The organism is Georgenia deserti (assembly GCF_042680605.1).
GTDB classification, from domain to species: Bacteria; Actinomycetota; Actinomycetes; order Actinomycetales; family Actinomycetaceae; genus Allobogoriella; species Allobogoriella deserti.
Genome location: NZ_JBHUEE010000002.1, coordinates 452,965 through 466,967 on the forward strand (window position 1 = coordinate 452,965; position 14,003 = coordinate 466,967).

12 protein-coding genes are annotated in these 14,003 nt (G+C 71.1%); 6 read left to right on the plus strand and 6 right to left on the minus strand.

Annotated features, from left to right (window positions below; translation table 11 throughout):
- Nucleotides 1–16: 16 nt before the first annotated feature.
- The 6 genes from ACFSE6_RS05740 to ACFSE6_RS05765 form a co-directional block, all read right to left on the minus strand.
- The gene (locus tag ACFSE6_RS05740) at nt 17–790 is read right to left on the minus strand and encodes an SCO1664 family protein (protein ID WP_388003334.1); all 774 of its coding nucleotides are present in this window, start codon (nt 788–790) and stop codon (nt 17–19) included.
- The gene (locus ACFSE6_RS05745; RefSeq protein ID WP_388003337.1) at nt 787–1,332 is read right to left on the minus strand and encodes a DUF3090 domain-containing protein; all 546 of its coding nucleotides are present in this window, start codon (nt 1,330–1,332) and stop codon (nt 787–789) included. Before ACFSE6_RS05745 ends, ACFSE6_RS05740 begins: the two co-directional genes overlap by 4 nt.
- An 83-nt stretch (nt 1,333–1,415) precedes the next feature.
- Nucleotides 1,416–2,120 carry an MSMEG_4193 family putative phosphomutase gene (locus ACFSE6_RS05750; RefSeq protein WP_388003340.1) on the minus strand — a complete coding sequence of 235 codons (705 nt, stop codon included), beginning with the start codon at nt 2,118–2,120 and terminating at the stop codon, nt 1,416–1,418.
- Between the two features lie 106 nt (nt 2,121–2,226).
- The gene (locus ACFSE6_RS05755; RefSeq protein ID WP_388003343.1) at nt 2,227–3,375 is read right to left on the minus strand and encodes a hypothetical protein; all 1,149 of its coding nucleotides are present in this window, start codon (nt 3,373–3,375) and stop codon (nt 2,227–2,229) included.
- Nucleotide 3,376: 1 nt separating this feature from the next.
- Nucleotides 3,377–3,916, minus strand: coding sequence for a UGSC family (seleno)protein (locus ACFSE6_RS05760; protein WP_388003346.1), 540 nt, complete (start codon nt 3,914–3,916; stop codon nt 3,377–3,379).
- Between the two features lie 168 nt (nt 3,917–4,084).
- Complete coding sequence (locus tag ACFSE6_RS05765; RefSeq protein WP_388003349.1) at nt 4,085–5,083, minus strand: hydroxyacid dehydrogenase; 999 nt, start codon at nt 5,081–5,083, stop codon at nt 4,085–4,087.
- A gap of 205 nt (nt 5,084–5,288) precedes the next feature.
- Between ACFSE6_RS05765 and ACFSE6_RS05770 the strand changes: the two genes are divergently transcribed.
- The 6 genes from ACFSE6_RS05770 (at nt 5,289) to ACFSE6_RS05795 (ending at nt 13,905) form a co-directional block, all read left to right on the plus strand.
- Nucleotides 5,289–6,350 (plus strand): substrate-binding domain-containing protein, encoded by a 1,062-nt coding sequence (locus ACFSE6_RS05770; RefSeq protein ID WP_388003352.1) that lies wholly within the window; start codon nt 5,289–5,291, stop codon nt 6,348–6,350.
- A 143-nt stretch (nt 6,351–6,493) separates the two neighbouring features.
- Nucleotides 6,494–7,807 (plus strand): ABC transporter substrate-binding protein, encoded by a 1,314-nt coding sequence (locus ACFSE6_RS05775; RefSeq protein WP_388003355.1) that lies wholly within the window; start codon nt 6,494–6,496, stop codon nt 7,805–7,807.
- Nucleotides 7,804–8,706 carry a carbohydrate ABC transporter permease gene (locus tag ACFSE6_RS05780; RefSeq protein WP_388003358.1) on the plus strand — a complete coding sequence of 301 codons (903 nt, stop codon included), beginning with the start codon at nt 7,804–7,806 and terminating at the stop codon, nt 8,704–8,706. The genes ACFSE6_RS05775 and ACFSE6_RS05780 overlap by 4 nt, the downstream gene beginning before the upstream one ends.
- On the plus strand, nt 8,703–9,629 hold the full coding sequence (locus ACFSE6_RS05785) for a carbohydrate ABC transporter permease (RefSeq protein ID WP_388003361.1): 927 nt from the start codon (nt 8,703–8,705) through the stop codon (nt 9,627–9,629). The genes ACFSE6_RS05780 and ACFSE6_RS05785 overlap by 4 nt, the downstream gene beginning before the upstream one ends.
- 104 nt (nt 9,630–9,733) lie before the next feature.
- Nucleotides 9,734–11,689, plus strand: a complete 1,956-nt coding sequence (locus ACFSE6_RS05790; RefSeq protein ID WP_388003364.1) for a DUF2264 domain-containing protein — start codon at nt 9,734–9,736, stop codon at nt 11,687–11,689.
- 176 nt (nt 11,690–11,865) lie between these two features.
- Entirely contained in the window at nt 11,866–13,905 is a 2,040-nt protein-coding gene (locus tag ACFSE6_RS05795) for an acyltransferase family protein (RefSeq protein WP_388003367.1), read from the plus strand.
- Nucleotides 13,906–14,003 lie beyond the last annotated feature (98 nt).

A 14,003-nucleotide genomic window follows, 5' to 3' on the forward strand; every position in this document is an offset into this window, starting at 1 on the left:
CCGGACCGGCGGCGGATCAGAAAGGCGGCCAGGGGATGGCCGGCATGTCGCCCTCGGGCTCGGGGAAGCGGCCTCCTCGCAGCAGCCGTTCGCACCGGGCGGCCACGGCCGCGATCTCCTCGTCGGTGAGAAGCTCGGCCAGTCGGTGACCGAGGTCGTCGGACAGCGCCGCGACCACCCGCTCCACGCCCGCCACCTCCTCGGGACACAGCTCCTGACCCACCCAGCCCCACAGGATGGTGCGGAGCTTGTGCTCGGTGTGGAAGGTCAGGCCGTGGTCGATGCCGTGCCGGTGCCCGCCGGGCATCTCGAGGATGTGCCCGCCCTTGCGGTCCGCGTTGTTGGTGACGACGTCGAACACGGCCATCCGCCGCAGCACGGGTGAGTCCTCGTGGATGACGGCGACCATGTTCTCGTCGGCGTCGAGGCCGTCGACGACGTGGCACCAGCCTTCGTCCGGGATCGCCTCGAGCGGCACGACGTCGACGGCCGGGCGGGCAGGGTCCGGATCCCGCCAGAGCTGGACCATCCCGTACCCGAAGGGTCCCTCGCGCAGCCAGGTCGGCGGCACGAGGTCCCAGCCGAAGGCCTCGGAGACGGCGTAGGCGGCGACCTCCCGGTGGGCGAGGGTGCCGTCCGGGAAATCCCACAGCGGCCGTTCGCCGTCGACCGGCTTGTAGGCCACCTTCACCGACCCGATGTGACCGGCGAAGGTGGCGTTCGAGGCCGTGGTGATCAGCCCGTCGAGGGTGAGCTCACCGGTCGGGAGCTGATCCCCGTTGACGGTCACGCCAGATCTTCAGGCCGGGGGCAGACGTGGTTGCCGGGGTCCATCGGGGTGCCGCACAGCGGGCACAGCGGCCGGCCCGCCGCGACCACCTGATGGGTGCGCCGGGCGAAGGCGCGGGCGGCACCGACGGGGACGCGGACGACGACGACCTCCTCGGGCTCGGCCGTCTCCGGGTCGGCGTCCTCATCCTCGATGATCGATCCGGCCTGGACCACCACCTGCGAGCTCGAGGGGTCCCAGCCGAGCGTGAGGGTGCCGGCGCGGAACTGCTCCTCGACCGGCTGGTCGAGCGGCTCGTTGTCGACGAGCTCGTCCGGGGCCGTCGGCGGCACGGAGAACCGGTTGTCGTCACGCGCCATGAGTTCGTCGAGGATCTGATCGACACCGGCGGCGAGGGCGGCGGACTGTTCCTTCTCGAGGGCGACGCTGACCATCTCGTCCTTGGTGCGCGCCTGGAGGTAGAAGGTGCGGGAGCCCGGTTCACCCACCGTGCCGACGACGAAGCGGTCGGGCCAGTCGAATGCATGGAGGACCTGTGGCACGTCTCCATCGTAGGACGACGGGCGCCATGGGACGGGGCGGCGGCCGACACCTGCGGGTCTGGTCCCGGCCGGTGGGCAGCCGGCTACGGGCCGGAGGTCACGGCCGGTTCGTGGCCCGCTCCCCCGCCGACCTGCGCCTCGACTTCCTTCTCCTCCGGACGCAGCCAGGACAGGTCCCCGGCCTCGGTGTTCGTGGCGAGGACCTCGGGCCGCTCGTCGGTGTAGCGCACGATGGACAACGACGCCGGGCCGACGTGGATGCGCTGGAACGCGTCCAGCGGCATGCCGAACGCGTCCGCCAGGATCGCCTTGATGACGTCCCCGTGGCTGACGGCGACCCACGTGGCGCGCGCGCCGTGCGCGGTCTCGACCGCGGCGTCGTGGCGCCGGATCGCGGCGACGGCGCGGGACTGCATGGCGGCGAAGGACTCTCCGCCCGGGAACGTCACCTGCGACGGCTCGCGCTGCACCCGCGGCCAGAGCTCGTCCTTGGCGAGGTCGGCGAGCTTACGCCCCTGCCAGTCCCCGTAGTCCTGCTCCGTGATGGCTTCCTCGACCACGTCCGCCGGCGCGCCGGTCTGGGCCTCGAGGACCGCCGCCTGGGTCTGGCGGCAGCGCGTCAACGGACTGGAGACCACGGCGACCAGGGGCACCGGCCGGAGCCTGTCGGCCAGGCGTTCGGCCTGGCCACGGCCGGTCTCGTCCAGCCCGACGTCGGTGCGGCCGGCCAGGACGCCCTCGGCGTTCGCGGTGGTGCGGCCGTGCCGGGCGAGGATGACGGTGGCCATAGCCCGAGCGTAATCGGCCGGCAGGCCGGGGCCGTGCGCGCCTGCGGCGGACGGCGTGCGCGCGGACGGGCCGGATCACTCCGCCTGACCGGTCACGGCCCGATTCTCAGACCATCTCGACGCGCGCGAACGAGGAGGGCCGGTCCCGCGGCGCGAGGCCGAAGATCTCGACGACGGCGGACACGCCGGCGTTGTTCGCGCCGGCGACGACGATCTGCACCGAGCTGGGCCCGGTCATGACGGGCACCACGTCCGGGTTCTCACTGGCGCTGGCCTGGTCCGGTTCGGCGTCGGGATGGTCGGCGGCCAGGCGCCAGCGGGTGTGGTGCGAGACGGCATCCTTGCCCGCGGCTGCCAGGTCGCTGCGCCGTCGGACCGCGCGGGCGTGGACCGCGCGCCGCACGTCGTCCTTGCTCCAGCCGGCGTCGGCGAAGACCTGGGCGTGCTCGGGGACCAGAACGAGCAGGGCGCAGGAGTGCTCGTGGATGAGGGCGCCGGTGCGGCGGATCGAGTCGGCGAAGTCCTCCGCAAGCTGCTCGGCCACCTGGGTGTGCCGAGCCTCGATGTGCATGACAGACCGGATGACGAACGCGGTGACCGCGCTCTCGTGCGCCGCGAGGCCGTACTCGGTGTGCAACGGCGGCCACGGGCTCTGCTCCTCGTTCTCCCCGAGGCAGGCGGTGTACTTCGCCGGGGTGCCCTGGGTGGCCTGATCCAGCTCATGGGGCCGCAGCCCGAACACGTTGAGCAGGGCGAGCCGCACGGCCCGGCCGATCGTGGCGTTGGCCCGGAAGCCGGAGCCGAAGATGTTGCCGCGGCTGTTGATCCCGAGCTGCTCGCGCACCGGGCCGTTGACCACAGTCAGCGGTGCCGTGCCGGTGGTCGACTGCCAGATGCCGCGGCGCGGATGCGGCTCCTGGGCAATGGCGTCCCAGGCGGCGAGGACCACCGGGAGGTACTCGGGCAGGCAGCCGGCGAGGCCGGCGTTGATCGCCGCGAGCCGGACCGTCAGCTCCCGGTTCAGGTGCGGGATGGCGAAGAGGACCTCCTCCGGGTCGCGCCTGGTGTGGGTGAGGAACTCGCCCAGGTAGGACTCGGTCACCGGCATGACGGGCAGGCCGTCGGTCCACGACTTCGCCGCGTAGTGCTCCATGACCGCGCGGAGGTCGTCGATGTCGACCAGCGGGGTCCCGGCCGGGTCGGTGGGCCGGTCGGCCTCGGCCGTCTCCTGCGTCTCGGATCTCAGATCGGTCATCTCAGGCCTCGACCCCCAGGATCCGCAGCACCTCGGGCACCGCTTCCCGGGCGCGCTCGCGGAGCCCGTCGGCGTCCAAGCTGGCCACCGGGTGCCGCACGGTCATGAACTCGAACCCGGGAAATCCCTGGACCTCGGCCATCGCGGCGCCGGACATCAGGAACGAGTCCGAGCAGATGCTCACCGTGGGGACGCCGGCGCGTTCCAGGATGACGCCGTCGGCCACCGTGGCGGCACTGCACGAGCCGCAGTCGCCGATCGCGCTGACGACGACGTCGCATTCGGCGGCGATCCGGTCCCGCAGCTCGTCGGCGAGCGGGGTGCCGAAGTAGGACTTGGTGTACGTTCGCGTCTCGCCGATGCCGTGCGTCTGCCGCAGCAGCTCGGCGATGTTCGCCAGCAACGCGGTGCCGTTCGCCTTGGTGTTGTCCAGCAGTCCGATGCGCAGGCCTCGCAGGCTCCCGGGCCGCGGTGCGAGCGTGGCGTCGGTAGTCCGTTCGTCGGTGCCGGTCGGGTCGAGCAGAGTCTCCAGTGCCGCCATGGCACGCCTCCCAACTGTTGTCCTGCGCTCAGGAAAGCACCGGCGGCCGGCTCGGGAGAGGCGGGTTTTCGCTGACTGGAAGCGTGCACCGACGCCGAGATCGTCGTTTTCGTCGCGGTGGACGTCCAGAACGACGATCTCGGCATCCGGGTTCGGCCCCGCCGCCCGTCAGGCCGTCAGCGCCGCCACGTCGGGATCGAGCCGGCCGACCAAGGGCTCACCGGCCAGCCACCGGCCGAGTTCGTCGATGGCGTGATCGCTCATCCGGCGGGCCTCCTCCCCCAGCGACCCGGCGATGTGCGGTGTGATCACCACGTTCTCCAACGCGTGCAGCGGTGAGTCCGCCGGGAGCGGCTCCGGATCGGTGACGTCGAGGATGGCGTCGATCCGGCCGGTCACGGCCTCGGCGGCGAGCGCCTCGTGGTCGAGGAGGGCGCCGCGCGCGGTGTTGATGAGAGTGGCTCCGTCGGGCATGAGCGCGAGCTCCCGTGCGCCGATCATGCGGCGGGTGGCCGGCAGCGCGGGGGCGTGCAGGCTCAGGATCTCGGACCCGGCGAGGGTCTCGTCCAGGCCGGCGAGTTGGCCGCCGAGAGCAGCCACCTGGGTCTCATCGGCATACGGATCGGCGACGAGGATCTCGGCCGGTTCGAGAATCCGGAGCCGTTCCATCAGGGCGCGGCCCGTCCGCGAGAATCCGACGACGCCGATCCGCCGCCCCCGGTTGCCGAGCCTCGCGCGGGCCGCCGCGTCCGGCCACGGCGCCGCCGGGCCACGGCGGGCGAGGAAGGGCGCCTTTTTCCCGGCCATGATGACGGCGGCCAGGGCGAACTCGGCCACCGGCACGGCATTGACGTCCGCCGCGGTGGTCACGGTGACGCCCCGCGCGTGCACGGAGTCGGTCACGATCCCCCGCACACTTCCCGCCGCGTGCGCGACCAGTCCGAGCTTGGGGGCCGCGTCGAGCACCTCGGCGGTCAGGGCGGGGGCGCCCCACGAGGTGATGACGGCGTCGACCTCTGCCAGTCGTCGGCGGACCTCCGGGGCGTCGAGGTCGGTCACCGCGACCGGGTCGCCGAGCGTGACGAGCGACCTCAGCCGTGTCAGTTGCTCGTCGCCGAACTGGAGCCGGTAGGTCGACTCCGTCATGACGAGCAAGGCCTGCGGCACGGGACACTCCCATCTCGGACCACACGGGCCCAGTGATCGTTTTGATCGTTTATGATCGCGAAGACAGCGGGCTCAGGTTCCCGGCGGTCGAGGTCGGTGTCAAGCAGGTCCGGTCCGGCCGGGGCCGGCGAGGGCACCACCATGGCATCGACGTGGTCACGCCAGTTCCGGACACCCAGGCCCCGCCGACACGGAAGGAGAACCCGTGCGCAGTCCGGAGGACCGCCGCCAGCGCCTGCTGGCCATCGTCACCGAACGCGGCACGGTCTCCTTGCGTGACCTCGCGGATGCGCTGTCCGTCTCACTCGTGACGATCCGGCGCGATGCCGAGCATCTCAACAGCGCCGGCCTCCTCGTCCGGCAGCACGGCACCGTCACCTCGCCCGAGCACCTCGCGCGGCAGCAGGGCCCCGATGACAGCTCCCCGTACGTCGTCATGACCGTCGGCGCCCCCTCGCCCTACCTCAGTCCCGTGGCGCAGGCGGCGCGTCGCCGTGCCTACGAGCTCGGTCTGCGCTTCGTTCTCCACCTCGTCTCGGACGATCAAGCGGTCGAGGTCATCAGCCGGTTCCAGGACGACCCGGACTGCGTCGGCGTCCTGCTCGCTCCGAACTGGAGCTGGAACGAGACCCTTCCGAGGTCGTCCGAGCTGCTCGACTCCTCCGGCCCGGTGGTTCTGGTGGAACGGGCAGTGGCTCACGAGCATCCGCTCGCCGCGATGGACCAGGTCAGCTGCGACCACGGCTACGGCGTCTTCGTCGCCGTCGACCACCTGCGGGATCTCGGCCACGAGCGGATCGCGTTGGTCGCCCGCGACGACAGCCCGACGGCGCGGGCGATCCGCGCGGCCTACGCCGACATCATCGGCTCGGACGAGTCGTGGACGCGCATCTGGACCAGCCCGGGCAACGAGCAACCGGACGCGTACCGGACCCTCGAGGAGTTCGTCGACTTCGCGCGCGAGCAAGGCGTCACCGCCGTCCTCGCGCACAACGACTGGACGGGACTGCAGATCCATCAGGCCTTGCAGAGCCGGCGAGGCGCAGCACCGGCCGACCTGTCGATCATCGCCTACGACGACGTCGTCGCCGAACTCTCGACGACCGCCCTGACCGCGGTGGCGCCGCCGACCCGCGAGATCGGCCGAACGGCCGTGGACACCGTGTGGCGGCGCATCCGGCATGAGGACGGCGCCACGACCGTCCGCCACGTTCGGCTCATGCCCCGTCTCGCGGTCCGGGGGTCGACCGGGAGTCCGCAGCGGTGACCAGCCCTTCGGCGAGTGATCGTTTTGATCGGTTTGATCGAAACGGTCGACAGGGCCGATTCGCCTGATCTAGCGTCGGCGCCGACAACGAGGTTGTGCACGACAGCGCCGTCGACCTCTGCGCCGGCGCACAGGGAGGGACCGTGTTCACACGCCGCATACCCACCGCCCGCGTCGCGGCGGTAAGCGCATTCCTGTTCGCCCTGTCGGGCTGCGCGGCCAGCACGGCGGCACCGTCCGAGGGGCCGACCGTCATCACCTTCTGGTCGTCACTGCGCGGCGCGGACGGCGTGGTGGAGCAGTTCAACGCCACGCACGACGACATCCACGTCGAGTTCACCGACACCCCGTCCGGTGCCGCAGGCACGAACGCCATGCTCTACAACTCGGTCCGGGCCGGGAACGCGCCGGACGTCGCGACCCTCGAGACGAACATCGCCGCGCAGTTCGCCCTCGACGGCGTCCTCGAGGACATCACCGACGACATCTCGCCCGAGGTCCGCGAGGCGATGCTGCCGCAGGCGTTCGACCTGACGACGTTCGACGGCCGGACCTATGCGCTCACGCTCGACATCGAGCCGATGATGATGTTCTACCGCGAAGATATGTTTCGCGAGCGCGGGGTCGAGGTACCCACGACCTGGGCGGAATACCGGGAGGCGGCGGAGCAGTTCGCCGCCCACGACTCCGACGCCGTCATCGGCTCCTTCTTCACCAACGGCGATCCCCATCTCGCCGCCTTCGCGTGGCAGACCGGCGACCCGTGGTTCGCGGCCGACGAGGACGGCTGGCGCATCGACATGACCGGCGACGGATCGCTCCGCGTGGCCGATTACTGGCAGGGCCTGATCGACGACGGCCTGGTCGACGTCCTGGCCGCCAGCAGCCAGGAATGGAATGCCGCCATGGCGAACGACCAGATCGCCACCTACTTCGCCGGAGCCTGGGCGGCAGCAGCCTTGCGGACGTCCGTTCCCGGTGGCGCCGGCAACTGGCGAGTCGCACCGGTGCCGCGGTGGGACGGTGAGGACCGCGGCGTCGGCACACACGGCGGATCGGCGTTCGGCGTCCCCGTCGGCTCCGAGCACCCGCAGGCCGCCCTGGAGTTCATCGAGTGGATGATCACCGACCCCGAGGCGATGCGTGCCCGGATCGCGACCGGTACGAGCTCGATGTATCCCTCCATCACCGGGCTGGTCGACGTGGCGCGGGAGACCTTCGATCCGGCGTTCTACGGGGGCCAGGACGTCTACAGCGTCTTCGAGCAGGCCGCGCAGGACATCCCGGACGGCTGGATCTGGGGGCCGCGCACCGCTCTGACGGCGGCCGCGTTGAACGAGGACCTCGCTCGCGTCCGCGGGGGAACGACGATCGGCGATGCCCTCGAGGCCGCGCAGGCCGAGACCTACCGCGACATGACGGCCCTCGGTCTCGAGGTCCGGGAGGGAGATCGATGACTACTCCACGCCGGCCCGACCCGGGCAAACGTCTCGCCCTGCTCGTGCTCATCGGGCCGTTCACCCTGCTGCTCCTCGGCGTGTTCGTGGTGCCCGTCGTCGTCACGATCTACCTGAGCTTCTTCTCCACCGTGTACGAGGGGACGGGCTTCGGTACCGCGCGTACCGCCTTCGTCGGCCTGCGCAACTTTGTCATGGCGGTCGGCGATCCGGAGTTCCTCTCCGGGCTCGGGGTCATCGGCATCTACGCAGCGATCTTCATCCCGCTGGCCCTCGGACTCGGCCTCGCCCTCGCGCTCCTGCTCGACTCCGGCCTCGCCTGGGCACGGCAGATCAGCCAGACGGTGCTGTTCCTGCCGCACGCCGTCCCCGGGATCATCGCCGCGCTGATCTGGCTCTACCTCTACACGCCTGGCCTGTCTCCCGTGCTGCGCGCCCTGGGCGGCGCGGACATCGAACTGCGCGTGCTCGGCGACCCGCTGCTTCTGCCGGGCATCGTCAACATCAGCCTGTGGAGCGCTGTCGGCTACAACATGGTGATCTTCTACGCCGCCCTGAAAGCCGTACCCGACGAGCTCCTCGAGGCCGCGGCGATCGACGGCGCGGGGCGGATCCGGACCGCGCTGACGGTCAAGGTCCCGCTGATCCGCGGCGCCGTCGTGACGATCGGGATGTTCGCCGTCATCGGTGCGCTGCAGCTGTTCACCGAACCGATGCTGCTGTCCCAGGCAAGCCCCGCCGTGGGCACCCGGTTCACGCCCAACATGTACGTCTTCGACGCCGCGTTCACCCGCAACAACTATGGGCTGGCCGCCGCCTCCGCACTCGTGCTGCTGGTGGTCTGCTGCCTGTTGTCCTACGCCGTCGTCCGCCTGACCAATCGAGGAGCACGCCGATGACCGCCGCGACCCTGGACCGCTCGGCATCGCGGACCCGTCCCCCCACTCCCGTCCGACGACGCCGGACCGGCCCCGTCGGGGGTCGTCCCCACTGGTCCTCCCGCGCCGTCGTCAATGTCCTCGTGCTGTTGGCGGTCCTGTACTGCCTCGGACCGCTGCTGTGGCTGCTGATGGCCTCGACGAAGAACGCCGAGGCGCTCTTCGCCTCCAACCTGTTCTCGACCGAGGGGTTCGCGCTGCTGGGGAACATCCGCCAGCTCGTCACCGAGGCGGACGGTGTCTACCTGCGGTGGTACGCCAACTCGTTGCTGTACGCCTTCGTGGGGGCGGCGGTGGCGGCGCTGCTGAGCGTCGCGGCCGGGTACGTGTTCGACAAGCTCGCCTTCCGGGGCAAGCGCGCCCTGTTCGCTCTCGTCCTGGTGAGCGTCATGGTCCCGCCCACCGTCCTCGCCCTGCCGATGTACCTCGTCGCCTCGACCCTCGGCGTCGTCGACTCGATCTGGGCGATCCTCATCCCGGTGCTGTTCAACCCGTTCGGCGTGTACCTGGCGCGCATCTTCTCCCAGGGTTACGTGCCGGACGCCGTCGTCGAGGCGGCGCGGGTGGACGGCGCCAGCCATCTGCGGACGTTCAGTTCGATCGGCCTGCGGCTCATGGCGCCCGGATACGTCACGATCTTCCTGTTCCAGCTGACCGCCATCTGGAACAACTTCATGCTGCCGCTGGTCATGCTCTCGGACACGGACCTCTACCCGCTGAGCCTGGGCCTGTACACCTGGAACAGCCAGGCCACGATCACCCCGCTGTACTACCAGCTCACGATCATCGGATCACTGCTCGCCCTCGTCCCGCTCGTCGTGGCGTTCCTGTTCCTGCAGCGGTTCTGGCGCTCCGGGCTGACAGCGGGGAGCGTGAAATCGTGACCGGCACGACCCGCCGGCACGCGCGAGGCGATCGCGCCGACGGACATCACCCGCACAGACATCACTCGGACCGACATCACACCGGCAACGAACGAAAGGCCACGATGACTCTGGACGCCGCCGCGCTGGGCTGGGACCTGCCCCTTCCGGACGAGGACACCGAGCGCAGCCCGGAGACCGGATGGACCCGCACGCACTGGGCGACTGTGGCCGACAATCTCCTGCTGGCGGCGCGGCGCTACGCCTCCGACGGCGGAGCCCACCTCGACCTGCCGGGTCGGCCCTCCCGCTCCGGTGTGCTCTCCGACGGGCTCGAGGGCTGGGCGCGTACCTTTCCGCTGGCCGCGATGCGTGTCCGGGGTGAGGCAGGGGCGGACCCGCACGGGCATCTCGACTTCTACCGTCGCGGAGTGGTGGCCGGCACGCGGCACACCCTCGACAGCGAGCGCACGGCCGAGTCGTGGCAGGACATCCGCTCGGCGTCCGAGGCGGGCCAACCGATGGTCGAGTCCGCCTCCGTCGCGATCGGCCTGCACCTGACTCGGCCCTGGCTGTGGGACTCGCTCACGGCCCGGGAGCAGGACGGCGTCGAGGGGTGGCTCCGCGGCGCGCTCACGCACGATCCGGCGCCGAACAACTGGTACCTGTTCCCCATGATGGTGGCCGGCTTCCTCGAGGACGTCGGCCGCGGTGACGCGGCGACGGCGGCCGCTATCGATCACGCCTTGGCGCTGCTGGAGACCTGGTACGACGGCGAGGGTTGGTATCGCGACGGAGACGGCCGGGCGTATGACCACTACATCGGTTGGATCATGCACTTCTACCCGGTGCTGTACGCCTGGCTGCGTGGTGACGAGCCTCTGCTGTCCCGGTTCGCCGACCGACTCGAGGAGTTCCTCGGCTCGTTCCTGCCCACCTTCGACGCGAACGGCGCACCGCTTCACCAGGGCCGGTCGCTCACGTACCGCACCGCGGCCCTCGCCGCCCCGGCGATGGCGTCCGTGGTCGGCCGGCACCCGTGGCCGGCCGGACAGGCACGGGCGCTGACGAGCCGGACCCTGCGGTACTTCCTGGAGCGCGGGAGCGTCGAGCGCGGCCTCTTCTCGTTGGGCTGGCACGGTCCGCACGACGCCACGTTGCAGAGCTACTCGGGACCCGGCTCGCCGTACTGGGCGGTGCACGGGTTCGCCGCTCTCCTGCTGGGCGAGGCCGACCCGTACTGGACGGAGACCGAGATCGCGCCACCGACATCAACCGGCACTCGGCACATCGCCGCCGTCGGCTGGCTCATTCAGTCCACCGACGACGGTCTGGTCCGCGTGCACAACCACGGCAGCGACCACATGCACCCGGGTGCCGACGAGGGCGGCGATCCCGACCCGTTGTACGCCCGGCTGGCGTACTCGACCCGCACCGGGCCGACGCCGGTGACGAACGTCGCGGACAACTCGGTCGAGATCGAGCACGAGGGCCGGGTGAGCGTGCGGCGGCGGATCCACCCGCTCGGCACCGCCCCGGGCTGGGCGGCCTCGGCGTGGCAGCCGAGGTTCCCGGGCGTGGCGGGCTTCGTACCGGGGCCACGCCGTGGCGCGGGGACGATCCTGCCGGGCGCCTGGATCGACGTGCTGACCCTCGCAGACGGTGCCGACGAGGTCCGTGTGGTGCGCCTGCGCGGCCTCCGGGCCGGGCATCGCGTGCGGTTGAGCGGATGGGCCATGGCCGGCGAGGAGCCGGGTGACCTGACGACGGCGCTCCAGCCGTCCGCCGTCGAGATCCGGACCACCGACCTCACCTCGGTCCTCACCGGTCTGGCGGGCCTGGGCGAGGCCCACGTGCTGCGCGCTCCCGCCGGGACCGCCTACGGCCGTTGGGCGCTGGTCCCTGCCGTGACGGGCACGTGGGAGGGCTCGCTCCTGGTCGCCCACGCTCGGCTGGCCGGGGGCTCGTCCGAGGCCGCCGTGCCGACGGCAGAGGTCGACGGCACGACCGCCCGCATCACGCTTTCCCGCGGCGTACGCACCGTCGACTGGAGCGCCGAATGCCCGACTGTCGCGGGGTGAGCTCGGCCGCCGGCGCGGCCGTCGGAGCTGCCCACCGCCGCTCGACGTGACCAACGCGACATTCCCCCACGATCCGCACTGTGCCGCGCGCCGCCCCGGCAGCCGACACAACGGTGACACGGCGCACCGTTATCATCCTGTGACATTGGCGCCGGACGTCGGTAGGTTCTGAAGGCGTGGCAGCCAGTGGATCCGCCCAGCCCGAGACGGCTCGGCACTTCAGGTCAGACGTGCAGGGACTGCGCGCCGTCGCGGTGCTGCTCGTCCTCGTCTACCACGCGGGCGTCTCGGCGGTCGGCGGCGGGTACGTCGGCGTCGACGTCTTCTTCGTCATCTCCGGCTTCCTCATCACCTCCCACATCGTGCGCGAGGTGCAGACCAAGGGCCGCCTCGACCTGGTCGCGTTCTACTCCCGCCGCGCACGGCGCATCCTGCCAGCGGCGCTGACCGTGCTGGCGGTCTCGGCGGCCGTGGCCTACCTCGTCATCCCACCGTTCGAGCGCGAGGGTCTGCTGCAGGACGCCACGGCGACGGCGCTGTACGTGCCGAACATGCTCTTCGCCGCCCAGGACACGGACTACCTGACCGCCGAGGCGCCGTCGATCTTCCAGCACTACTGGTCGCTCGGCGTCGAGGAGCAGTTCTACCTGATCTGGCCGATCCTCCTGGTCGGCATCCTCGCCCTGTGCGGACGTCGCCGCTGGGCGGTGTGGACCGCCGTCGCCGGCCTGGTCACCGCCTCCTTCGCCGGCTGCCTGGCGCTGATGAGCGTCTCGGAGTCCTGGGCCTTCTTCGCGTTGCCCACCCGAGCCTGGGAGCTCGGCGTCGGCGGGCTCGTGGCGCTCGCGGTCTCCCAAGGCGCACGGATCCGCGGGCCGATCGGCGGCGCACTGGCGTGGGCCGGCCTGGTCATGGTCGTCCTCGCGGGCCTGACGCTCTCGGACGCCACCCCCTTCCCCGGTGTGGCCACCCTGCTGCCGGTCCTCGGCACCGCGCTCATCGTCTTCTGCGGCGCCGAACGTCACTCCCCCGCCTGGCTGCTGAACCGCGCGCCGATGCAGTTCGTCGGCTCCATCTCCTACTCGCTCTACCTCGTGCACTGGCCGCTGGTGATGATTCCGGAGGCGGCTCTGGGTGCGGACGGCACGTTGCCGACGACGGCGAAGGTCGCCCTGAGTGCCGCGGCGATCCCGGTCGCCTACCTCTGCTTCCGGTTCGTCGAGGAGCCCTTCCGTCGTCGGCCGGCCAAGGCGCGGGTCGAGCACCGGCGCACGGTGGCCGTCTCCTTGGCGGCGTCGGTCTCGATCGGCGTGGTGGCTGCGACCTCGGCCAACGCCGTCTCGCACATGCCGATCCACGCCGGCGACGACGCCCCGCCCTACCGGATGGAGACCGACCCGGTCGGTACCGACTTCGTGCCGGCGAACATGTCCCCGGACCTGCGCAGCGCCCCGGACGACAACCCGGACATCTACCGGGACGGGTGCGTGCGTGGTGACGGCGAGTCCGATCCGAGCGGCTGCCAGGTGGGCGACGAGGACGCTCCGACGGTCGCGCTGTTCGGCGATTCGCACGCCGCGCACTGGCAGCCGGCGCTCAAGCCGATCGCCGACGACGGCGACATCGAGCTCGACATCAACGCCAAGAGTTCCTGCGAATCGGTCACCACGCTCGACGACCCCCGCGGGAGCGACTCCTGCGTCGAGTGGCGCGAGGGCGTCATCGACCGTCTGAACGACGATCCGCCCGAGGTGATCCTCCTCGCCAACTACGCGGTGCACGCCACCGAGGAGACCGACGAAGACCGCGGTGACTACTGGCGCGACTCCCTCGAGCAGACCGTCGAGGCGCTGCCGGAGGAGAGCGAGGTCGTCGTCATGGCGGGCACCCCGACCATGCCGGCCGTGCCCGCGTCCTGCCTGTCCCAGCACGTCGAGGACGCCGAGCGGTGCGCGGCTAACCGGGAGACCACCCTCGAGGAGGGCCTCGACGCGCCGACGCGCCAGGCCGAGAAGGCGGTCGCCCGCGAGGACGAGCACGTCCAACGCCTCGATCTCACCCGGTACTTCTGCAACGACGAGTCCTGCCCCGCCGTCATCGACGACAAGCTCGTCTACCGCGACTCGCACCACCTGACGCGAACGTTCAGCGCCTCCCTCGAGCCGGTCCTGCGCGAGCGGCTCGAGCCGGTGATCGAGGGCGTCAAGCAGGCCTGAGCCGGCCACGCCCCGACGCCGCTACCAGCAGCGGCGAGCACGCCGGACGACCCCGTCCTCACCAAGAACGAGCGCCGCCACTCCGTTATCATCCCGTG